Origin of the sequence: Acidisoma sp. S159 (assembly GCF_009766125.1) — a bacterium.
GTDB lineage: Bacteria > Pseudomonadota > Alphaproteobacteria > Acetobacterales > Acetobacteraceae > Acidisoma.
The window spans coordinates 35,526-56,237 of record NZ_LMUG01000008.1 but is presented as its reverse complement, the minus strand read 5'-3'; the positions used below and the strand labels follow the sequence as shown (position 1 = coordinate 56,237).

21 protein-coding genes are annotated in these 20,712 nt (G+C 63.7%); 9 read left to right on the top strand and 12 right to left on the bottom strand.

Going from position 1 to position 20,712, the window contains the following annotated elements:
• The first annotated feature begins 9 nt into the window (after positions 1-9).
• Positions 10-1,131 carry a Xaa-Pro peptidase family protein gene (locus GSQ92_RS03565; protein WP_158802071.1) on the top strand — a complete coding sequence of 374 codons (1,122 nt, stop codon included), beginning with the start codon at positions 10-12 and terminating at the stop codon, positions 1,129-1,131.
• A gap of 28 nt (positions 1,132-1,159) precedes the next feature.
• Here the strand turns inward: GSQ92_RS03565 and GSQ92_RS03560 are convergent, their stop codons facing one another.
• The 7 genes from GSQ92_RS03560 to GSQ92_RS03530 form a co-directional block, all read right to left on the bottom strand.
• Positions 1,160-2,104 (bottom strand): ROK family protein, encoded by a 945-nt coding sequence (locus GSQ92_RS03560; protein ID WP_158802070.1) that lies wholly within the window; start codon positions 2,102-2,104, stop codon positions 1,160-1,162.
• Complete coding sequence (locus GSQ92_RS03555) at positions 2,101-2,814, bottom strand: copper homeostasis protein CutC (protein WP_216849956.1); 714 nt, start codon at positions 2,812-2,814, stop codon at positions 2,101-2,103. Before GSQ92_RS03555 ends, GSQ92_RS03560 begins: the two co-directional genes overlap by 4 nt.
• Entirely contained in the window at positions 2,811-3,692 is an 882-nt protein-coding gene (locus GSQ92_RS03550; RefSeq protein WP_158802069.1) for a carbohydrate ABC transporter permease, read from the bottom strand. Before GSQ92_RS03550 ends, GSQ92_RS03555 begins: the two co-directional genes overlap by 4 nt.
• Positions 3,692-4,630, bottom strand: a complete 939-nt coding sequence (locus GSQ92_RS03545) for a carbohydrate ABC transporter permease (RefSeq protein ID WP_158802068.1) — start codon at positions 4,628-4,630, stop codon at positions 3,692-3,694. The genes GSQ92_RS03550 and GSQ92_RS03545 overlap by 1 nt, the downstream gene beginning before the upstream one ends.
• A gap of 6 nt (positions 4,631-4,636) precedes the next feature.
• Positions 4,637-5,875: an extracellular solute-binding protein gene (locus GSQ92_RS03540; protein WP_158802067.1), complete on the bottom strand. Its 1,239-nt coding sequence runs from the start codon at positions 5,873-5,875 to the stop codon at positions 4,637-4,639.
• A 127-nt stretch (positions 5,876-6,002) separates the two neighbouring features.
• Positions 6,003-7,244 carry an extracellular solute-binding protein gene (locus tag GSQ92_RS03535; protein ID WP_158802066.1) on the bottom strand — a complete coding sequence of 414 codons (1,242 nt, stop codon included), beginning with the start codon at positions 7,242-7,244 and terminating at the stop codon, positions 6,003-6,005.
• 98 nt (positions 7,245-7,342) lie between these two features.
• A complete protein-coding gene (locus GSQ92_RS03530) occupies positions 7,343-8,116 on the bottom strand; it encodes an SDR family oxidoreductase (RefSeq protein ID WP_158802065.1) in 774 nt (257 codons plus the stop codon).
• Positions 8,117-8,281: 165 nt separating this feature from the next.
• Here GSQ92_RS03530 and GSQ92_RS03525 point away from each other — a divergent pair, with 165 nt between their 5' ends.
• The 4 genes from GSQ92_RS03525 (at position 8,282) to GSQ92_RS03510 (ending at position 11,722) form a co-directional block, all read left to right on the top strand.
• Positions 8,282-9,889: an amidohydrolase family protein gene (locus GSQ92_RS03525; RefSeq protein WP_159013047.1), complete on the top strand. Its 1,608-nt coding sequence runs from the start codon at positions 8,282-8,284 to the stop codon at positions 9,887-9,889.
• A gap of 23 nt (positions 9,890-9,912) precedes the next feature.
• Positions 9,913-10,293: a RidA family protein gene (locus GSQ92_RS03520; RefSeq protein WP_158802062.1), complete on the top strand. Its 381-nt coding sequence runs from the start codon at positions 9,913-9,915 to the stop codon at positions 10,291-10,293.
• Position 10,294: 1 nt separating this feature from the next.
• Complete coding sequence (locus tag GSQ92_RS03515; protein WP_158802061.1) at positions 10,295-11,356, top strand: alanine racemase; 1,062 nt, start codon at positions 10,295-10,297, stop codon at positions 11,354-11,356.
• Positions 11,357-11,461: 105 nt separating this feature from the next.
• The gene (locus tag GSQ92_RS03510) at positions 11,462-11,722 is read left to right on the top strand and encodes a hypothetical protein (protein WP_158802060.1); all 261 of its coding nucleotides are present in this window, start codon (positions 11,462-11,464) and stop codon (positions 11,720-11,722) included.
• 239 nt (positions 11,723-11,961) lie between these two features.
• Here GSQ92_RS03510 and araD1 read toward each other — a convergent pair whose 3' ends face one another.
• Genes araD1 through GSQ92_RS03485 form a run of 5 tightly spaced genes read right to left on the bottom strand, consistent with a single transcriptional unit; the run spans position 11,962 to position 16,656 of the window.
• Positions 11,962-12,957, bottom strand: coding sequence for an AraD1 family protein (gene araD1 / locus GSQ92_RS03505; protein WP_158802390.1), 996 nt, complete (start codon positions 12,955-12,957; stop codon positions 11,962-11,964).
• Between the two features lie 47 nt (positions 12,958-13,004).
• On the bottom strand, positions 13,005-13,667 hold the full coding sequence (locus GSQ92_RS03500; RefSeq protein ID WP_158802059.1) for an RraA family protein: 663 nt from the start codon (positions 13,665-13,667) through the stop codon (positions 13,005-13,007).
• The gene (locus GSQ92_RS03495) at positions 13,664-14,443 is read right to left on the bottom strand and encodes a FadR/GntR family transcriptional regulator (protein ID WP_158802058.1); all 780 of its coding nucleotides are present in this window, start codon (positions 14,441-14,443) and stop codon (positions 13,664-13,666) included. The genes GSQ92_RS03500 and GSQ92_RS03495 overlap by 4 nt, the downstream gene beginning before the upstream one ends.
• Positions 14,440-15,342 (bottom strand): carbohydrate ABC transporter permease, encoded by a 903-nt coding sequence (locus GSQ92_RS03490; protein WP_158802057.1) that lies wholly within the window; start codon positions 15,340-15,342, stop codon positions 14,440-14,442. Before GSQ92_RS03490 ends, GSQ92_RS03495 begins: the two co-directional genes overlap by 4 nt.
• Positions 15,343-15,354: 12 nt before the next feature.
• The gene (locus GSQ92_RS03485; protein WP_158802056.1) at positions 15,355-16,656 is read right to left on the bottom strand and encodes an ABC transporter substrate-binding protein; all 1,302 of its coding nucleotides are present in this window, start codon (positions 16,654-16,656) and stop codon (positions 15,355-15,357) included.
• 154 nt (positions 16,657-16,810) lie between these two features.
• Here GSQ92_RS03485 and GSQ92_RS03480 point away from each other — a divergent pair, with 154 nt between their 5' ends.
• The 4 genes from GSQ92_RS03480 to GSQ92_RS03465 all read left to right on the top strand — a co-directional run bounded on the left by GSQ92_RS03480 (position 16,811) and on the right by GSQ92_RS03465 (position 20,658).
• Positions 16,811-17,581, top strand: coding sequence for an SDR family NAD(P)-dependent oxidoreductase (locus GSQ92_RS03480; RefSeq protein WP_158802055.1), 771 nt, complete (start codon positions 16,811-16,813; stop codon positions 17,579-17,581).
• 23 nt (positions 17,582-17,604) lie between these two features.
• Positions 17,605-18,417 carry a carbohydrate ABC transporter permease gene (locus GSQ92_RS03475; protein ID WP_158802054.1) on the top strand — a complete coding sequence of 271 codons (813 nt, stop codon included), beginning with the start codon at positions 17,605-17,607 and terminating at the stop codon, positions 18,415-18,417.
• A 15-nt stretch (positions 18,418-18,432) separates the two neighbouring features.
• On the top strand, positions 18,433-20,154 hold the full coding sequence (locus tag GSQ92_RS03470) for an IlvD/Edd family dehydratase (protein WP_159013046.1): 1,722 nt from the start codon (positions 18,433-18,435) through the stop codon (positions 20,152-20,154).
• A gap of 78 nt (positions 20,155-20,232) precedes the next feature.
• Positions 20,233-20,658 carry an OsmC family protein gene (locus GSQ92_RS03465; RefSeq protein WP_158802052.1) on the top strand — a complete coding sequence of 142 codons (426 nt, stop codon included), beginning with the start codon at positions 20,233-20,235 and terminating at the stop codon, positions 20,656-20,658.
• The last annotated feature ends 54 nt before the right edge of the window (positions 20,659-20,712 follow it).

The following is a 20,712-nucleotide window of genomic DNA, read 5'->3' as shown; positions in this document are numbered from 1 at the left end:
CGCTCGGCGATGGATGAGAGGCTTGCGCGCGTAGTCGCGGCGCTGGCCGAAAGCGGCGCGGATTGGGCGGTGCTCAGCAGCGCCGACAGCATCGCTTATGCGCTGGGCTATGCGCCACCGATCGAGGCAGGCGCTTCACCTTTCGCCGCCGGACCAGTTCTGGCTCTGGTCGGCCGAAATGGCGCGGTGGGTCTTTTACTCTCGGAAGGCGGCCAAGACATACCCCGTGAAGGCGAGGTATTCAGGTACAACGGCTATGGCCGAACACATGGCACTCCCGCGGAAGCAGCTTTCCGAGAGGCTTTCACATCGATGTCGCGAAAGCTCGGTGTGGGCGGCCGAATCGCCACGGAGCCTGTTACCCATCCGGCTGCCATCGAGCCTCTTCTGCCCCCGGGCGAGCGCTCCGATCTCGCACCCGCCCTGCGTCGCCAGCGCATGACGAAGACCCCTGACGAGATCCCGGCACTCCGGCGCTGCGCGGAAGTGGCGGCGGTCGGACAGCGGCGCATGATGGAAAGCTTGCGCCAAGGTATCACCGAGCTGCGGCTTTTCGCTGAAATCCGCACGGCGATGGAAGCCGCGGCCGGAGCGCGTATCGCCGTGGCTGGCGATCTTGTTTCGGGCCGCGAACGCACCGCCGCGATCGGCGGCTGGCCCGACAATCGCAGGATCGGGAGGGGTGACGCGGTGATCTCGGATCTCGCGCCGCGCGTCGATGGCTATTGGGGCGACTCATGCGCGACAGTCGTGCTTGGAGCACCAACGGAACCGCAGACGCGGCTATTCGATGCGGCACACACGGCGTTGCAATGCGCGATAGCCGAATTGCGGCCCGGGCTCAGCGCGCAAGCCGCACACCAAATGATCCGCGCCGTCGTGCGCGGAGCAGGATTCGACTATCCGCATCACACCGGCCATTCCATCGGCACCGCCCCGCACGAGCATCCGCGCATTTGCGAGGACGAGACTGCGGTATTGCGTGCCGGCATGGTGCTGATGATCGAGCCGGGCGCCTATGATCCCGCGATCGGCGGTGCGCGGACGGAGTGGATGCTGCACCTCACCGAAACCGGCTGTGTACCGCTGGCACCGTTCCCGCTGGTCGTGTCGGTGCCGGGCGCGAGTTGAACCGAAGCGAGCTAGCCCGCTCACCGCTTCACATGATCCGCCACCGTTGCACGGCATCGCCCATGCCGATCCGCTCGAAACCGAGGGCCGCGGCACCGTACAAGGCACCGGCCGCGCCGAGAGTCGATGCCACCAACGGCGGAGGGTCGCGCCACGCGAGACCGGATCTCAGCGCGTCGCCCACCGGGTCGAACAGACGGGCGCCAGCCTCGGCGAGGCCGCCACCGATCACGATAAGCGCCGGATCGAGCAGCATGGTGAGGGTTACGAGCCCATGGCCCAGCGCCTCAACCGCTTCACGCCAAATCCGGCCGCACAGCGCGTCGGTTTCGGCGGCGGCGACGATCTCGGCCGCCGTGCGCGCGGGGTCACCGCCCGCCGCGCGGTAGCGGCGGACGATCGCGCCAGCCGAGCCGTAAGCCTCCAGGCAGCCCCGTTGGCCGCAGGGACAAAGCTCGCCGTTGGGGATGACCGGCATATGCCCAAACTCGCCGCCCATGCCGCGCGCGCCGGAGATCGCCTGTCCGTTGGCAACCAGCGCCGCCGCGATGCCGGTTCCCAACATCACCATCGCGAAATCCCGCGCACCACGCGCCGCGCCGAAACGCCCCTCCGCGATGCCCGCTGTCCGAACGTCATGGCCGGTCGCGACGGGCAGCGCGAGATGCGGCTCTAACCGGTGCCGCAGCGGCAGGTCGCGCCAGCCGAGATTGGAGGCGAACATGACGCGGCCATTGACCTCGTCCATGCCCGGAGCGATGAGGGCCGCCGCCCGCGCGGACAGGCCGCGACTTTCGGACTCCTTCCGCAAACGATCCAGCAAGTCGCGGAGCTGGTCGAAAATCGCTTCGCCCTGCAAATGGCCGACATGGGCCGCTTCCTGATGCAGAAGCCGCCCGCTCGCATCGACAATCGCGCCCTTCAGACTGGTACCGCCGATATCGACGGCGAGCACGACCGGATCCGAGGTCATGCGACTTCGCGGGCCACGCGCAGCACCTCGGCGATAGCCTCCGCCACAGTGACCGGACGGCCGAAGGCATCGGGGCGCATGGCGCGCAGATGCACCTCTGGCACGCCGGTTTCAGCGAGCAGCGTGCGAAGATTGTGTGCCCGCACGCCACCGCCTCCGAGAATGGTGATGCGGTCAGCGGATTGAGCAACCAAAGCACGCAGCGTCGCGCCGCCTTCCGCCGCCGTCGCCTCGCCGCCGGAGGTCAGCACACGGTTGACGCCCAGCGCCATCAGGGTTTCGAGCGCGGCGGACAAATCCCTAGTCTCGTCGAAGGCCTTGTGAAACGTGACCGGCGCACCCGCCGATGCTGCGACGAGGGCCCGCGTCGTCGGGACATCAACCGTATCATCCGCATCCAGCGCACCGAAGACGAAGCCGACAGTAACGCCCGGCGCATGCGGCTCCGCCCGGATCGCCGCGATATCGGCGAGCATGACCGCCCGTTCCTCCGCCGTGACCTGGAAATTTCCGCCCCGTGGCCGGATCATGACAACCACGCCAATGCGCCGCAAACGCCCGAGCACCGCACGGATCAGGCCGATGCTGGGCGTGATGCCGCCTTCCGACAGCGCCGCGCAAAGCTCGATGCGATCGGCACCCGCCTCTTCAGCGGCCAGCGCGCCGCTTAGATCGTCAACGCAAATCTCGACACGCGGCCCGGCAATCACTTGATCGAACCAGCGGTAAGACCGCCCACGACCTTTCCCTCGATCAGCGAGAACAGGATGATGACCGGAATGGTCGCGATGACGGAACCCGCGAAAAGATGGCTCCAATCGACCTGATACTGCCCGATGTAACTGTTGAGCGTCACCGTCAGCGGCTCGGTCTGTGGCGAGGTGGTGAGCGTGAGCGCGACGATAAACTCGTTCCAGGCGCTGATGAATGTGAAAATGAGCGCGGTGACGACCCCGGGAAGCGCCAGCGGAAGCGTGATGCGGAACAGCGCGCCGATGCGGCTTGAGCCATCGATGAAAGCGGCTTCCTCCAGCTCGGCCGGAATCGCAGAGACATAGGCGTTCAGGATCCAAACGGCGAAAGCCATGTTGAAGCCGGCATTGACCAGGATCAGCGCCATCACGCTGTCGAGCATGTTGAAGCTGAGAAATTCGCGATACAGTCCGACGAGCATAGCCGTCGGCTGGAACATCTGGGTCACCAGCACCAACAGCAGAAACGCGTTACGGCCACGGAAGCGCTGTCGCGCGGTGTAATAGGCGGCGGGAACGGCGACGAGCAAAACCAGGACCGTGGCGCCGCCCGCGACTTCCAAGCTGATCCGAAGGTTGTTGCCGAAGCCGGTGCTCCAGATATCGATGAAGTTGTACCAGTCGAAATGGCTTGGCAGGTAATTGCGGTCGAGGAGCTGGTTCTGCGGCCGCAGCGCCGAGATCACCATCTCGATATAGGGCAGCAGGAAGAAGGCCGCGACGAGATAGGCGAGACCAGCGAAAATCAGCGTGCGCGTCGGCAGCGCGCGGCGCGGCTTCTTGTGCTCGTGAAGATGCGCAAAGCCGGCCTGCGCGGCGGGAAGGACAGTGCTCATCAGCTCGCCTCGTCCTTTCCCCATACCGTCACGCGCAGGTAGATGAGCACGATGATCACGACCATCCCGAAGTTCACGACGGACATGGCGGCGGACTCGCCGATATAGCTTTGTTTGAGCTGATACATGAAGGTCGTCGTCGTGCTGGTGCGATGGCCGGGGCCGCCGCGCGTCATCTCCCAGATGATCGGAAAGGAGTTGAACACGTTCATCACGTTGATCAGCAGCGCCACGATGAAGGCCGGGCGCAGCAGCGGTAGCGTGATCGAGCGATAGGTGCGCCACGGGCTCGCGCCGTCGACTTTCGCGGCCTCGTAGATGTCGGAGGGTATGCCCTGAAGTCCGGCGAGCAGCGCATAGGTCGAGAAGGGAATCGAGACGAAGATCGCGACGATGATCATCCAGGTAAAGGCGGAACCCGGGCGACCCAGCCAATCCGACGCGTTGTTATTGTAGCCGTACAGCACGCCGATATCGTTGAGAAAGACATTGATGACGCCGTTATTGGCGTCGAGCGCCCAGCGAAAGACGATCGAGGTCATCATCACCGAAGCAGCCCAGGGCGCGATCAGCGCCCAGCGGGCCGCGCGACGGCCGGGAAACTTCTGGTTGAAGAGCTGAGACAGCACCAGCGAGATGAGCATCGTGCAGGCGACGATGCTCACCACCCAGATCACAGTGCGGATCAGAATGCCCGGCAGATCGGGCTCCTGCCACAGATAAACGAAGTTCTTCCAGCCGGCCGAGCCAAGGATGAAACCGTCCGGGCTGATATGCTGGAAGGCGGTGCGGATCATGATCACCACCGGCCACAGCACGACCACCGCGATCAGCAGCATCGCCGGCCCGACCCAGAGCAGCGGCGCGAGTTTCGCGGGCGACCAGGCTTTTCGCCGTACCCGCGTCGTAACGCTCTGCTCCGCTGTCAGAACTCCCATTCTAGCTCAGCTTCCCTTCAGCGCGGTCTCTTGGATCGTGTCGAGAACGCTCTTCGGATCCGGGCCGATCGCCGTGCCGATGATCTGCTGGATCTGCGTCTTCACCTGGGCCCAGACAGGATCACTCGGATACTGCACGGCCTTCGGCAAGGCCGCGACGAAGGCCGCCAGAACCGGAATCTGGACGGAAATGGCCTTGGCCGCCGATGTCGTGCCCGGCAGCAGATTGTATTCCTGTGCGAAAGCGATCTGGTATTTGTCCTGATAGGTGAAGTCGAGGAACTTCTTGATGGCCGCCTGCTTCGTGCCATCGCCCTTGAAGGCGGCGGCGAAGTCACAAACGCCAAGCGTCTTGTCGAGCGGACCGGCTTTACCCGTGATGGGCGCGGTGCCCCAGTCGCTATCCTGCAACACCCCGGCCTTCTTGATGATCGGGAGCAGAGTCGTGATCCCGTTGAGCATGCCGACCTGGCCTTCCGCGAACTGCTCCAGCATAGCCGCGCGGTTCTTGGTGCCGGGATTGGGCTCGGTATCGCCAGCCGTCACAAGCTTGGTCAGAAACTCCATCGTCTCGACATTCTGCGGGCTATTGATGACCCACTTGCCGTCTTGCTGAAAGCCACCGCCATTGCCGAGGAACCACAGCAACGCCTCGGCCTGCGCCTCCTCGGGGCCGAGCGGCAGGCCGTAGCCGATATGGCCCTTGGCCTGAATCTTCGCGGCATCCGCCTGCAACTCGTCCCAGGTCTTGGGCGCATCGGCGATCCCGGCCTCGGCGAACAGCTTCTTGTTGTAGAAGAAGGCGCGCGAGCTGGTGGTGAAGGGAATGCCGTATTGCTCGCCCTGATAGCTGCCGAGCGCCTTGAATACCGGCATCGGGTTGCCGGGATCGCTCAGCACGTCGCTGGCTTTGTAGAGCAGACCCTCCTGCGCATAATTCGCGAAATAGTCGCCCTCGGTGATGTCCGGAAACTGCCGGTTCTGGATCATGGTCTGGATCTTGGTGTCGAAGTCGTTCCAGTTGACCGTCTGAACCTTCACCGTGATGTCGGGGTTGGCGGCGTGGAAGGCATCGGCGATGCCCTGCCAGTAGATCTGGCTGCTGTCGGCGGGCCCGGTGCCATAATCGGCGGCGAAGAGGTTGAGCGTGGTGTCGGCCGCCTGCGCGGAATGCGGCAGAGTGGCGAGACCCAAAGCGAGCGCGGAAACACCGGCAATCGCGGCAGCACGGAGCGAGCGGCTCATATACGTCCCCTTTTTGTTTCGTTAGGCGGCAGATTAGCGACCGGCCGCCAAGCTTGTATAGAGTAAGCCGCTCCCGGCGCCGCGGTCACCCTGTGCCGGGGGACTGTCGAACCGGGAGCGGATTGCTTCAGCTACCTTTGAGCGCGGTCTGTTGAATGGTGTCCAAAACGCTCTTCGGATCCGGCCCAATTGCCGTGCCGATGATCTGCTGGATCTGGGTTTTGACCTGCGCCCAGGACGGATCGTTCGGATATTGCACCGCATTGGGCAGCGCCTTCACGAAGGGCGCGAGCGTCGCATTGGTCTTGGCCAAAGCGACGGCGGCCGAGGTGGTTCCCGGCAATTCGAGATATTCGTTTACGAAGGCGAGCTGATATTTATCCTGGTAGGCGAAATCGAGGAACTTCTTGATCTCGGCCTGTTTCGTGCCGTCGCCCTTGAATGCGGCGACGAAATCGCAAACGCCGAGAGTCTTGTCGATCGCGCCGGTCTTCCCGGCGATGGCGGCGGTGCCGACATCCTCGGGCTTGAGCACATTCGCCTTGCTGATGATCGGCAGCAAAGCCACCTCTCCATTCATCATGCCGATCTGGCCTTCGCCGAATTGCTCGAAGAGATCGGTGCGGTTCTTGGTGCCGGGATTGGGCTCGGTATCGCCGGCCTTCACCATCTTGGTCATGTATTCCATGGTTTCGACATTCTGCGGGCTGTTGATGACCCACTTACCCGAGGCGTCCTGATAGCCGCCGCCATTGCCGAGGAACCACAGCAGCGTCTCCGCCTGAGCCTCCTCCGGGCCGAGCGGCAGGCCGAACCCGATTTTGCCTTTCGCCTGGATCTTGGCGGCGTCGGCGGCGACCTCGTCCCAGGTGGCGGGGGGCGTGGTGATGCCGTCATCGGCGAAGATTTTCTTGTTGTAGAACAGCGCGCGGGCGCTGGTGGTGAAGGGCAGGCCGTATTGCGTGCCATTGTAGCTGCCGAGCGTCTTGAATACCGGCATCAGATTGTCGGGATCGGTGAAGACGTCCGAGGCTTTGTAGAGCAGACCCTCCTGCGCGTAATTGGAAAAATAGTCGCCTTCGGTGATGTCGGGATACTGGCGGTTCTGCACCATGGTCTGCACCTTGGTGTCGAAATCATTCCAGTTTATCGTCTGGACTTTGACGGTGATATCCGGGTTCGCGGCGTGGAAATCATCGGCGATGGTCTGCCAATATTTCTGGCTCGTATCGGCCGGACCCGTGCCGTAATCGGCGACGACGAGGCTGAGCGTGGTCGCGGCCTGGGCCGCTGTCGGGGATACGAGGCCACAGCCTAGGGCCGCGAGCGCGGCGAGGCCGGTGCTCGCCGTGAGCCAGGATTTCAACATGCGGGGGTCCTTGCCGTTCAATGGTCTGAGTTAATCGCCGCGCACTCCATACGGAAAGCGCCGCCACGTCCAGCCCCGGTGCGTTCCCGAACCCCCTCTCAACGCTCCTGGGTTATGGCGGCGGGAAGCTGCGGAATTCCGGCGCTGATGCCGCCATCCACCGGCAGAACGACGCCCGTGAGATAGGCGGCCTCGTCGGACACCAGGAAGGCCACGGCATTCGCCACATCCTGCGGCAGTGCGACCCGGCCCATCGGGTAGAAGCTCGTGACCTCCTCGAAAACTGCCGGGTTGATGGCCATCCGATGGTTCCATGCCTGCGTCCGGACGGTGCCCGGCGCGATGGCATTCACGCGCAGGTTGTGCGGCCCGAATTCCACCGCCAGGCAATGCGTCAGATGCAGCAGCCCGGCTTTTGCGGCGCTATAGGCGGGTTGGCCATACATGCCGATGCCGTTGACCGAACCCATATTGACGATCGAACCCCCGCCCGCGAGCAGGTACTCCTGGAAGGCGTGGATGCACAGAAAGGCACCATCCAGATTGAGCGCGATGTCCCGGCGCCAGCTCGCGTAGTCGGTCTTCCGCATCGAACTGCCATGCGCCCGCCCGGCATTGTTGATCAGGGCCCGCACGTCACCCAACGCCAGCGCAGCCTGAGCCGCCGCCGCGACGGAGGCTTCGTCGGTCACATCGACGGTGAGCGCCGCCGCCCTGCCGCCCGCCGTTCGGATCGTCTCGGCCCGCGTCTCGGCACGCGCGCCGTCGATATCGGCGCAGATCACCCCCCATCCGCGTCTCGCCAGCGTATCGGCAATGGCGCCGCCGATATCTCCGCCCGCTCCGGTGATGAAGGCCCAGCGCAGTTCCATCTTGCCCGTCCCGCAGTTTCGGTCGGAGGATGACGGAACGACCCGGAAGCGTATAGGGAGGGAGGATGATCAGCGACCGATTTGCCTCTACGTTTTCGGCGCGGCGAATGGACCGCTCGCCCCTCACCGATCTCGCGCCGAGACCAGACGCCTGGAGGCATCCGCATGCAGCCTAAGCTCATCCGTAACGCACGCATCCTGGATGGCACCGGCGCTCCCTGGTTCCGTGGCGATCTCCGCATCGACGAGGGGCGCATCGCGGCGATTGCCCCGTCCCTGCCCGCCGATAATGCCGAGATAGTCGAGGCGGACGGCCGCTACCTCGCGCCCGGCTTCATCGACGCCCATTGCCACGACGACATCGCCTTCCTGCGTGAGCCTGAGCGGCCGGAAAAGGCGCTGCAAGGCGTCACAAGCATTGTCGTCGGCAATTGCAGTTTCTCGCTCTATCCGGCGCCGGACGCCCCCGCCGCCGAACTGCTGCGAGGACATTTCAGCGGTCTGCTCGGCCCTACCGCACCAGACGAGATCTTTGCCGACCTCGCCGGCTATCGCGAGCGGCTGGAAGGCCAGGGCATCGCGCTCAATCTGGTGTCGCTGGTAGGCCACGCGGCGCTTCGCCTCGCCGTTCTCGGCTATGAGCGACGCCCGGCGACGGCGGCGGAATGTGCCAAGATGCAACGCCTTCTGGCAGCCCAGCTCGCCCAGGGCGCGGCGGGGCTGTCGCTCGGCCTCGTCTATCCGCCCAGCGCTTTCGCGGAGGCCGCCGAACTGACGGCGCTCGCGGAGACGGTGCAGGCGGGCGGCGGTCTGCTCGCCGCTCATGTGCGGAGCTATGATGGCGGGCTGCTGCCCTCGATCGAGGAGTTCATTGCCATCCTGCGCGCCTCCGGCGTGCCCGGGCTGTTGTCCCACCTGCAATCCACCGGCCGGCCGAATTTCGGCAAGATCCCCGCCGCATTGGCGCTTCTGGAAGCGGCACGGACCGAGGGCATCGATATCAGCTTCGACATGTATCCCTATCCCGCCGGCAGCAGCTATGTGCTGCAGCTTCTGCCGCCCTGGGCGCTGGAAGGCGGTGTGGCACAACTGCAATCCCGCCTCGCCGATGCGCAGGCCCGCGCCGAATTGCGAAAATGGGTCGAAGAGGGCAGCGGAGATGCCCATGCCCAATCCAAAATCGCGCTGATCGGCTGGGGTAATGTGCTGATCTCGGGCGTCGGCAATCCATCCCTCAAGGCTTTGGAGGGCCAGCGCATGGACGCCGCCGCCCTCAACCTCGGCATCACGCCCTTCGATCTTCTGGCGCGGCTGGTGGAGGAGGATGATGGCCAGACCGCCATCGTCATGTTCCAGCAGGACGAGACCGACCTCCGCACCGCTTGCTGCCATCGGCTGCACATGGTCGGTTCGGACGGTTTGCCACGCCCCGGCACGCGGCCCCACCCCCGTGCTTTCGGTACCTTCCCGCGCATCCTCGGCCCGCTGCGCCGCGACGCCCATTGGTACACGCTGGAGGATGCGGTGCGCCGCATGACCTCCGTCGCGGCACAACGTTTTGGCCTGACCGATCGCGGGGTAGTCCGCGCCGGCATGACCGCCGACCTCGTGCTGTTCGAGGAGTCCGTGACGGACCGTGCGACTTTCGAGGATCCGGTACAATCACCGAGCGGCATCACCCATGTCTGGGTCGCGGGCGAGGCGGTGGTGGCCGACAGCCACGTCACCGGCGCGCGCCCTGGCCGCGTTATCGGCGGCGCGGCAACAAGATGAACAACTCAAGCGGGAGAGACGGCATGCGCAAAGCAGTGATGGTGGCGGGCGCCGCGCCTGCGGGAGGGCACTACTCTCATGCCGTGGTGGCGAATGGCTTCGTCTTTGTCTCCGGCCAAGGCCCCGTTGATCCCGCGACCGGCCAGAAGCCGGACGGTTTCGCCGAGCAGGTGCGCAAGACGCTCACCAATCTCCGCACGATACTGGATGGTGCCGGCAGCGGCATGTCCCAGGTCGTTAAGATCAACGCCTATCTCAGCGATGTCACGCGCTTCGCCGAGTGGAACAAGGTCTATACTGAGTTTTTTCCCGAGGCCCCGCCTGCTCGCACAACCGTCGGCTGCCAGCTTGTCGGCATACAGGTCGAGGTCGATTGCATCGCAGTGCTGACCGATGCAGGTTGAAATGCTCGTCACCGATCTGGAAACGCCAGTTCCTGTCATCGACCTGGATCGGGTCGAGCAGAACATCGCACGGATGCAGGCCTATGCCGATGATCACGGCCTGGCGCTGCGGCCCCACATCAAAACCCACAAACTGCCACGCTTCGCGAAGGCGCAGATGGCAGCAGGCGCCACTGGCATCACCTGCCAGAAACTCGGCGAGGCGGAGGTGATGGCGGATGCCGGGCTCGCCGACATCCTCATCTCTTTCCCGCTCATTGGGGCCGCCAAGGCGGCACGGCTGGCGGCGCTCGCCGCTCGCGCCAAGATGCGGGTCGCGGTCGATAATCCGCTCGCGCTCGACACAGCCGCCGAGGCTGCACAGCGGGCTGGGCGGCCCATCGGCGTGCTGGTAGAATTCGACAGCGGCATGAAGCGTACTGGTGTTACCTCGATCGAGGACGCCCTCGCGCTGCTGCGCAAGGTGCGGGACACGCCATCACTTCGTTTCGACGGGCTGATGACCTATCCAAGCAATGCGGCGACCGCCGAATTCCTCAGGGCAATTGCCCCGCTTATTGCCGCGGAGGGTATGGCGGCCGCTGTGGTATCCGGCGGCGGCACGCCGGGTTTCGCGCATGCCCACGAGATCACGGGCGTCACGGAGTTGCGGGTCGGCACCTATATCTACAACGACCGTATGATGCTGGAAGCTGGCGCCGCGAGCCTCAATGATTGCGCTCTAGAGGTTCATGCGACGGTGGTCAGCCGTCCGTCCCCGGATCGCGCCATTCTCGATTGCGGCTCGAAGACACTCGCGATGGACCTGTTGCCGCGCGGCGGCGTCGCCGCCGGCTACGGCATGCTCCTCGACTACCCGGATGCTGTCATCGAGCGGCTAAGCGAGGAACACGGCATGGTTGATCTCAGCCGGTCCGACCGTGCCCCTGCCCTGGGCGAGCGGGTGCGGGTGCTTCCCAACCATGTCTGTGTCGTCACCAACCTTCACAACGATGTCGTGCTGGCTCGCGCGGGAGTTGTGGACTCTATCCTGCCAGTAGCAGCGCGAGGTCTCACGCGCTGAGACAATGGTAACGATTGCTTGCAAACCATTGCTACGCCTTGGCGCTTGTGAAACTCTCCGGACGCGCGGTGCAACCGCGTTAAAAAAGCACGGGAGAACAACGACATGAAGATGCTGCTTGCAGCGCTGTTGCTGACCGGAACCGCCAGCGCGGCCTTTGCCCAGACCGCCACGAACACCATGGCGCCTCCCGGCACCATGGCGCCAAAGGGACTGGACGAAGCCCATGCGCGCTACGCCGCCGAGGCGGCCGGCTATTCCAACGTTTCGAACCTCACCTCCGACAAGAAGGGCGACTGGATGGGCGCCGGCACCAAGGGCAATTTCATGATCGACACGTCGGGCAAGGTCACGCCGCAGAATTAGCCGCGACAAACCAAGCGAGGCGGGTCCGCCTCGCTTGGTGAGGTCCAGAGCGCCTGGTGCTAAAGCCGGGCGGACGCTAGGGCAGGATGTTTTCGAACCGTCTCATTCCACCATGTCATGCTCGGCGAAGGCCGAGCATCCACGCCTTTCCTTCGTGAGGTGAGCAAAGGCGTGGATGGCACGCCTTCGCGTGCCATGACGAGTGTTTGGATCGCCGCTCAAGCCAATGACGTCGCGCCCTAAAGCGCGCTCACCACGACCGGTGCCGTCGCCGCTTGTTCCATCTGATTTCGCAACGGCCTGCCGAATTCCGGGACGTCGATCTCGAACCGGTCGCCGGGCTTCGTCTTCACTCCATGAGCACAGCTCAATATCGCGGCGCCAAAGAAATAGGCGTGGAGATCGCCAGGGCGGCGGAACATCGGGTAGCGGAAATGGTAGTGCTCGAGATTGCGGATCGCGTGCGACATATTGTCCTCGCCGCTGAAGAAGTCGCCCTCCCAGACCAGCGCATCCTCACGCAGCACCCGAACCTTGCCGCGAATATCGCCAGGCAATTCGCCGAGCCTCAGCTCCGGCCCGATCGAGCAGGCCCGCAGCTTCGAATGCGCGAGATACAGGAAATTCAGCGCCTCCGTGACCTGATCCGAAAATTCATTGCCCAGCGCATAGCCTAGGCGGCGCGGATTGCCCTCCGCGTCGATCAGATAGAGCCCGACGATCTCGGCCTCCTCCCCGCCGGCGAGCGCGAAATCCGGCATGGGCAGCGGGTGCTCGGGCGGCACGACGCAGGTGCCGACGCCTTTGAAGAACCATTCGGGCTGCACACCGATCTCCCCGGGCGCCGGCTTGCCCCCTGTCAGACCCATGCGAAAGATCCGCATGGAGTCCGTCATCGCCTCCTCCGGCCCATTTTGCTCGATATGCATCTTGTCGCGCGCCTCGGCGCTGCCGAGATGGGTGAGGCCCGTGCCGGTAATCCAGAAACGCGCGGGCTCCGGATGATCGACGGGCGGCAGCAAACGGCGCTCAGCGACAAGAGTGTCGTAATCGGCGGTCCCAGTGCCGATCGCGCCGCGCGCCGTCACCGCGATGCTGGCGCCGCGCCCGATCGCGGCCTCGGCCAGAGCATATACGGAGCTATAGCCATCGATCACACGCACCGTCGCTTCATCGCCATTGATCGCGCCGACGCAGCGCGTGCCTGCGTCGTTCAGGAATTGTATCAGACGCATCATGGTCTCCGTTTGGCAGCGTGGCCGGGGCTTGCCCGAAGGCGCGGTTACAGAATTCCATAGCGGGAGAAGACCTCGCGCAGAGACGCGCCCTCGCGCAGTTCCGCCAAGGTCGTTCGCTCGCCGCGCAGTTTTTCCTCAGCGGCGCGCAGCACTTCTACCTCGACACGCTGGGGAATGACCACGAGGCCATCCGCGTCGCCGAATAGCAGATCGCCCGAGCAGACCCGCACGCCGGCGCAGCTAATCGGAATATCGATCGCCATCACCCGCGCGCGGCCCTTAGTGTCGAGCGGCGCGATGCCGCCGTGAAAAACCGGGAAGCCGGCCTTACGGATTGCCCTCGTGTCACGCACGCAGCCATCCATGACCGCTCCCGCCGCGCCGCGCGCCATCGCCGCGGTCGAGAGCAGATCGCCCCACGGCGCGACACGCCCAGAGTCACCGCAAGCAAAAACGGGAATCTCATCCGGCCTGAGGCTGTCGACGAGATCCATTTCCAACTCATAGGGGTTGGTGCCCTCCTCGACATGCCAAACTTCCATGAAAGCCGCGGTACGTGCGCGCCCGACCATGACGAGGCCGTCGTCAAGCGGCCGGATATGGAAGGGCATCGCCTTATCGCGCTCGCCGGCTGCATCGAGACAATCGGAAAGGAGTGCTGTGAAGAAGTCCTCGCGTATGCGTGCGATATGCTCGCGATCCGTCATCTGACTCTCCCGCCCGCCGCGCGGCGCAACCGCGCCACTTCCAGTTTCACCTTGCCCGCCCGCGCGGCCCTGGCTTCCGCCACGTCGCGCTCCGAGGCATCGACCAGTCGCAGCATGGCGGCGGATGCTTCCTCAGGCGCGCGGCGCTCCAAGGCAACAAGCACCGCCTCGTGCAAAGGCAGGGACTGCTGCTGGCCCTTCGGTGCATCGAGCGCCATCCGCAAGGTAATTTCGAGCGCCACCATCACTGTCTGCGCGAGCGCCAGAAACAGCGAGTTTCCGACCGCGCCCAAAATAGTGCGGTGAAAACGGCCGTCCGGCTCGAAGAACAACACCGTGTCCTCGCCCGCCCTCGCCATGGCTTCGTAGGCGTTCCGCAATTCGACAAGTTGCTCATCGGCGATACGCGCAGCGGCAAGTCCTGCCGCCGCAGGCTCGATAGTCCGCCGCAACTCGAATAATTCAGCCGCGAAGACGTCCTGATCCTCGCCATGGCCGTGCCACGAAAGAATATCCGGATCGAGCAGATTCCACTCCGACCGCTCGCGCACGCGACCACCGAGGCGGGAACGGATGGTGATGAGGTTCTTGCTCACCAGCACGCGCAAACCCTCGCGAAGCACGCTACGGCTGATGCCCAGCTGCTCGCACCATTCGGTTTCATTGGGCAAGGCGACGCCCGGCCGGAAACGCTGCGAGACAATGTCCTGCCCGATCCGCTGCACGACGCGATCGACCAATGTCTGGCCACGCAGGGAAGATGATGTGTCCTTCATGCGGAAGCCCGGCGATAGAGGCCCATGAGTGGCACCGAGACAAGGGCGATCACAACCAGCAACACGACACCAACGGTCGCGCCCATGCCGAAATCGGTCTGACCGAAAGCGAGACGGTAGATGTAGAACTCCATCGTCGTCGTGCTGAAACCGGGTCCGCCGCCGGTCATCACGAAGATCAGGCTGAACAAGGCTGTGAAGGCAGCGATCAGCGTGATGATCGTGGCGAAGATGATGAAGCGCGTCATGAGCGGCAGGATGATCGTCCGCACCGCGCTGAAGAATCCTGCGCCGTCGATAGTCGCCGCCTCCAACACGCTCGCATCGATGCTCGAAAATCCGATCAGGAAGATCAGCGTATTCTGCCCGATCTGCGACCAGACGAAGGTCAGTGCGATCGGGATGATCGCGGTATGCACGCTGCCGAGCAAATCCATCTGCAACCCGTCGAGTCCGATCGCTCGCAGCCCGGCATTCAGCATTCCGTCGGAGGAGAAAACACGCAGCCAGACGATGCCCGTGACGACCCAGGACAGCGTGGCCGGCAGAAAGATCAGCGCCCGGACCCAGCGCCATCCTGGCGGTTCCGCCGCGATAATCAATGCGATGAAGAACGGCACCATCACGGCAAAGGGGACTGACAACAACAGCAGCGCGTTGTTGATCAGCACATTGGCGAAATCCGCGCTGTGCAGCAGCGTGAGGTAGTTGCCGACGCCATTCCAGACCGCCGACAGCCCATCCCACTGCATGAGGCTGTAATACATCGTCTCGATGATCGGGACGATGAGGAACAGCCCCCATAGCAGGATGAGCGGCGCCAAAAACAGGAGCCCAGCGAACTGGCGCCCCTGCTGATGGCCACGCCGCCGCGCTCCGGGGAGGGAGCGCGCGGTCATGTCAGATCCTGCTCACTTCTTTTCCGAAGCCGGCAGATTGTCCCAGGTCTGCTGCATCTTCTGCATCGCCGCCGGTACCGGTGTCTGACCCGCGAAGGCAGTATTGAGAACGCTCTGTCCGGTATCGACCAGCGGACCCTGGATGACGTTGTCGATCATCGGATACTTCGTGTAGCCCTGATCCGACAGACCGAGCAGCCCGGCATAAAGCGGGTTGGTTGCCTTATATCCCTCGCGCGCCGGGATCAGCCCAGCCTTGGACAGAATGTTCTGACCGTCGCCGCTCATCATGAAAGTGAGGAAAGCCGCGGCGTCTTTCTTGTTGTCGGAGGATTTGAGCACGGAAATACCGTCGCCCGGCATCTGCACCACGCCCTTGATCGGTGTATCGGAGAAGGGCAGCGGGAAAACACCCAGATCCGGGCCGAGCTTGTCGTAAAGCTGCTGCAGGTTCCAGTTGCCATCGATAATCATCGCGGCTTTTCCGGCATCGAACTTGGTCAGGATGTCGGTCGAGGTCAGCACGTCAGGATTGGTGCATTTCGAGGCGTGCAGATTGGCCCATTTCGTGACCTGGGAGACAAGCTTCGGATCTGTCCAGGGGATCTTGCCATTGGCGAGGCCGGGCAGATCACCCGCCGGGTAAACTCCGGCCACGAGATAGCTCAGATCATAGAAGGGATAGAACTCGGAACTCAGCGCTTGGCTGTCGCTGCCGTAAAGCATCGGCAGGATGCCGGCGGCGCGGAGTTTGGTGCAGGCATCGGCAAGCTCGGACCAATCGGTCGGCACGGCATCGACGCCGGCTTTCTTGAACAGCGCCTTGTTGTAGAAACCGATATAGAACTGGTCCTCGAAAGGCACCAGATAAAGCGCCTTGCTGGTGTCGAAATCCTCCGATGCCCACTTCAAGCCCTTCATCTGGGCGAGATCTGAAGCAGCCAGCAGCGGCTTCACGTCGGCGAGGAGATGGGCGTATTTCTGGTCGAAGAGGCCCGTCCACATCACCGCGAGATCCGGCGCCTTATGCGAGATCGAGGCGGCGGTCAGCAGGGCGAAATAGTTGTCGGCGGGCTGGCTGACGACATTGACCTTGATGTCCGGGTTCTTCGCCTCGAAGGCGGTAACCAGCGCATTGAGCGCTGTGGCATTCACCTCGGTTCCGTAATTGTGCCAGATGGTGATGTCACCGGCCTGAGCGGCCGCGGTCCCCAGACATCCAACGGCGCTGAAGATTGCCGCCGCTAGAAGCGACTTTAAGCGGCGCGGCTTCCGGGCCGGAACGCGAGCCATGGCATCCTGATGTCGAGACACGGGATCTCTCCTTCGCTGCAGCGGTTGCGCCCTTCCCGGCATCGATCTGGCAAATCCACCAAATCGGCCTTGGAAAAATCATACGATATGTTTTAATGACTGTCGCCCGCTGTCAACGAAAATCGTCGGCAAGCCGCCGGACCGAAGGACTTTCATGGAAACGACGGACACGCGCTACCCCAGCCTGAAGGGCCGTTCGGTCATCGTGACGGGTGGCGCCTCCGGCATCGGCGAGAGCATCGTCGAGCATTTCTGTGCCCAGGAGGCGCGGGTAACGTTCCTCGACCTTCAGCGCGACGCGGGGGAAGCAGTGGCGGACCGCATCGCCCAAACGGGCTTGGAGCGGCCAAATTTCATCGCCTGCGACCTGACCGATCTCAATGCCTTGCGCGCCGCTGTTCGCAGCGGCACCGAGCGAAACGGACCGCCAACGGTGCTGGTCAATAATGCGGGTAACGACGATCGCCATCTGGTCGCCGATGTCACCGAGGAATACTGGCAGAACCGGATGGACACCAATTTGCGCCACCAGTTCTTCGCGGCGCAGGCCGTGCGGCCGGGGATGCAGGCGGCCGGTGGCGGCTCCATCATCTGCTTCGGCTCCATCGCCTTTCTCGCTGGTGAGGCTGGCTATATCGCCTATACCACCGCCAAGGGTGGCATCGCGGGCATGGTGCGCGGCCTTGCGCGGGAACTGGGGCCTGAGCGCATCCGGGTCAATTGCGTCGTTCCCGGCTGGGCAATGACAAAGCGGCAGGTCGATCTTTGGCTGAACGAAGAAGGCGAGCGCCAGATCCGCGAGCGGCAGTGCCTGCCGGACAAGCTCATGCCGGCGGATCTCGCGCTTATGGTGCTGTTCCTTGCGTCTGACGACAGCCGCATGTGTACCGCACAGAATTTCATTGTCGACGCCGGATGGGTTTGATCCCCGTCAGGCTGGCCTAGCCCATGCGCGTTTTTCTGGGTCCGACAGCACGGCGGCTGCTTTCTGTTGTGCTCACGCTGGTTTTGGTCGTGATGCTGTTTCCGTTCTATGTCATCGGCCGCAGCGCGATGCAGGTCGTGGGACCAACCGGCGAGCCGGAGTTTTCCTGGCGCAACTGGACCGTCCTCTTCGCGCATTTGCCGGTTGTGCGTCAGCTCATCAATTCAACCATCATCACACTGGGCTCTGTCGGCGTCATTTTGTTGGTGAGTTCGCTTGCCGCCTTCGCACTAACGAAACTGCGGGTTCGCTTCGGTGGTCCGCTGCTGGGCGCGGTCGCCGCCAGCATGATGATTCCGATGCAGTCCATCATCCTGACGGAATTCATCAACTTCGCGGGCTTCGGCCTGTCCGACAACTTCATTTCCGTCATCATCACCTATGCGGCGTTGGGCATTCCCTTCGGCACATTCCTGATGACGTCCTTCATGCGCGACGTGCCGGATGAGCTGGTGGAGGCCGCGCAGATCGACGGCATGTCCTACTGGCGCATCTTCCTCAACATCATTCTGCCACTCAGCACCCCGGCTCTGCTCGCCGTCGCCGTGCTGCAATTCATCCAAATCTGGGACGACCTGCTTGTCGCCCTGATCTTTCTGCAGGAACCGGCGGTACGCACGATCACCGTGGGGCTGGCGGTGCTGCAATCGGGGCGCGTGCTCGATATTCCCGTGTTGCTCGCGGGATCTTTGCTCAGCGCCCTGCCCGCCATGCTCGCTTATCTGCTGTTCCAGCGCTACCTCATCGGCGGGCTTATGCTCGGCATCGGCAAGTAGCCAGGAGTCCAAGCCATGACGAACAAACCCCTGAGATCGCAATCCTGGTTCGGCGGCGAGAGCAAGGATGCGATCATGCATCGCACCTGGATGAAGAATCAAGGTTTCACAGCGGACTCATTCGATGGCCGCCCGGTCATTGGAATTTGCAATACCTGGTCGGAACTCACGCCCTGCAACGCCCACCTTCGCGGCCTCGCGGAGCGCGTGAAACATGGCGTTTTGGAGGCTGGCGGCTTCCCGCTCGAATTTCCGACAATGTCACTCGGCGAGTCCAATCTGCGGCCGACCGCCATGCTGTATCGCAACCTCGCGTCCATGGATGTCGAGGAATCCATTCGCGGCAATCCAGTCGATGGCGTCGTGCTGCTTGTCGGCTGCGACAAGACGACGCCCGCGCTGGTGATGGGCGCTGCCTCATGCGATCTGCCGACGATCGTGCTGTCCGGCGGCCCCATGCTGAACGGTCGCGTGCGGGGCGAAACTGTTGGCTCCGGCACTTCCATCTGGCGCTACAGCGAGGATGTGAAAGCGGGGCGTATGACTCTCGCCGATTTCATGGGCGCGGAATCCGGCATGAGCCGCTCGGCCGGAAGCTGCAACACCATGGGCACCGCCTCCACCATGGCGAGCATGGTCGAAGCGCTCGGCATCGCCTTGCCGGAAAATGCCGCACTTCCCGCCGTTGATGCGCGCCGCTTCGCCCTTGCGCAGCTCACCGGACGCCGCATCGTCGATATGGTGCGGCAGGATATGCGGCTGTCCTCGATCCTCACACCCGCGGCTTTCCGCAATGCCATCCGCGTCAATGGCGCGATCGGCGGATCCACCAATGCTGTGCTGCATCTGATCGCGATTGCCGGGCGCATCGGCGTGAAGCTCGACCTAGAGGATTGGGATGAACTCGGGCGTGGCGTGCCGACGATCGTGGACCTTCAGCCGTCAGGCCGCTTCCTCATGGAGGAGTTCTGCTACGCGGGCGGCCTGCCCGTGGTGATGCGCGCACTCGCCGAACACGGGTTGCTGGAGAGGGATGCGCCGACCGTCACCGGTACGACAACCTGGGAAAACGTCGCCGAGGCCGAGAACTTCGGACCGGAGGTTATCCGCGACTTCGACAACCCGCTGACACCCGAAGGCGGCATCGCCGTCCTGCGCGGCAATCTGGCGCCCGATGGCGCGGTGCTGAAACCCTCTGCCGCGACGCCGGCGCTGATGCGGCATCGCGGCCGCGCCGTGGTTTTCGACAATACGCAGGAATACAAGCGCCGCATTCTCGACCCCGATCTCGATATCGATGCGGACAGCGTCATGGTCCTGCGGAATTGCGGGCCGCGCGGTTATCCCGGCATGGCGGAAGTCGGCAACATGGGACTGCCGCCGAAACTTCTTGCTCAGGGCATCACCGATATGGTGCGCATCTCGGATGCCCGCATGTCCGGCACCGCCTATGGCACCGTCGTCCTGCATATCGCACCCGAGGCGGCCGCCGGTGGCCCCCTCGCCCTGGTCCGCGAAGGCGACATGATCGAGCTAGACGTGCCAGCACGCAGCCTGGTGCTGGATGTGCCGGAGGCGGAACTGGAGCGGCGCCGCGCGGAATGGCGAGCGCCCGTTGCGGCGGCGACCGGCTATCAGAGCCTCTATGTCCAACACGTCCTACAGGCGGATCGCGGCGCGGATCTGGATTTCCTCGTCGGCTGCCGTGGCGCGGATGTCCCACTCAATTCACATTGAACGGGCTGGCCTGGCTCGACGCCGCGCCGGCTTCGGATATGCTGGACGGCCGACCGCTTCAAACACGAGGAAAAGCTCATGAAAACGCAAGGCTCGGCCACCTGGAAAGGCGGCATCAAGGACGGCGTCGGCTCGATCTCGACCAAGAGCGGCGCGCTCAGCGCTTATCCCTACGGCTTCGCCAGCCGCTTCGAGGGTAAGCCCGGAACGAACCCCGAGGAGTTGATCGGCGGCGCCCATGCCGGCTGCTTCACGATGGCCCTCTCCCTCATCCTGGGCGAGGCCAAGCTCACCGCCGAACACATGGAAACCACGGCCGAGGTCTCCCTGGATCAGGTCGATGGCGGCTATGCCATCACCGCCGTTCACCTCACCCTCAAGGCCAAGATTCCCGGCACCGACCAGGCGACCTTCGAGGGTTTGGCCGCCAAGGCCAAGGCGGGCTGCCCGGTCTCGAAGCTGCTGAAGGCCGAGATCACGCTCGATGCGCAATTAATTTCTTGACACAAAAGGGCTGGCGATGACGCTCGCCAGCCCTGCGTCCGATGCGAGACACGG

Coding starts and splice junctions, on each gene's coding strand:
- GSQ92_RS03480 (WP_158802055.1), top strand. CDS start 16,811: ATGGAAACGACGGACACGCGCTACCCCAGCCTGAAGGGCCGTTCGGTC.
- araD1 (WP_158802390.1), bottom strand. CDS start 12,957: ATGCGTCTGATACAATTCCTGAACGACGCAGGCACGCGCTGCGTCGGC.
- GSQ92_RS03520 (WP_158802062.1), top strand. CDS start 9,913: ATGCGCAAAGCAGTGATGGTGGCGGGCGCCGCGCCTGCGGGAGGGCAC.
- GSQ92_RS03535 (WP_158802066.1), bottom strand. CDS start 7,244: ATGTTGAAATCCTGGCTCACGGCGAGCACCGGCCTCGCCGCGCTCGCG.
- GSQ92_RS03515 (WP_158802061.1), top strand. CDS start 10,295: ATGCTCGTCACCGATCTGGAAACGCCAGTTCCTGTCATCGACCTGGAT.
- GSQ92_RS03525 (WP_159013047.1), top strand. CDS start 8,282: ATGCAGCCTAAGCTCATCCGTAACGCACGCATCCTGGATGGCACCGGC.
- GSQ92_RS03560 (WP_158802070.1), bottom strand. CDS start 2,104: ATGACCTCGGATCCGGTCGTGCTCGCCGTCGATATCGGCGGTACCAGT.
- GSQ92_RS03495 (WP_158802058.1), bottom strand. CDS start 14,443: ATGAAGGACACATCATCTTCCCTGCGTGGCCAGACATTGGTCGATCGC.
- GSQ92_RS03465 (WP_158802052.1), top strand. CDS start 20,233: ATGAAAACGCAAGGCTCGGCCACCTGGAAAGGCGGCATCAAGGACGGC.
- GSQ92_RS03530 (WP_158802065.1), bottom strand. CDS start 8,116: ATGGAACTGCGCTGGGCCTTCATCACCGGAGCGGGCGGAGATATCGGC.
- GSQ92_RS03540 (WP_158802067.1), bottom strand. CDS start 5,875: ATGAGCCGCTCGCTCCGTGCTGCCGCGATTGCCGGTGTTTCCGCGCTC.
- GSQ92_RS03545 (WP_158802068.1), bottom strand. CDS start 4,630: ATGGGAGTTCTGACAGCGGAGCAGAGCGTTACGACGCGGGTACGGCGA.
- GSQ92_RS03490 (WP_158802057.1), bottom strand. CDS start 15,342: ATGACCGCGCGCTCCCTCCCCGGAGCGCGGCGGCGTGGCCATCAGCAG.
- GSQ92_RS03470 (WP_159013046.1), top strand. CDS start 18,433: ATGACGAACAAACCCCTGAGATCGCAATCCTGGTTCGGCGGCGAGAGC.
- GSQ92_RS03475 (WP_158802054.1), top strand. CDS start 17,605: ATGCGCGTTTTTCTGGGTCCGACAGCACGGCGGCTGCTTTCTGTTGTG.
- GSQ92_RS03500 (WP_158802059.1), bottom strand. CDS start 13,667: ATGACGGATCGCGAGCATATCGCACGCATACGCGAGGACTTCTTCACA.
- GSQ92_RS03565 (WP_158802071.1), top strand. CDS start 10: ATGGATGAGAGGCTTGCGCGCGTAGTCGCGGCGCTGGCCGAAAGCGGC.
- GSQ92_RS03550 (WP_158802069.1), bottom strand. CDS start 3,692: ATGAGCACTGTCCTTCCCGCCGCGCAGGCCGGCTTTGCGCATCTTCAC.
- GSQ92_RS03510 (WP_158802060.1), top strand. CDS start 11,462: ATGAAGATGCTGCTTGCAGCGCTGTTGCTGACCGGAACCGCCAGCGCG.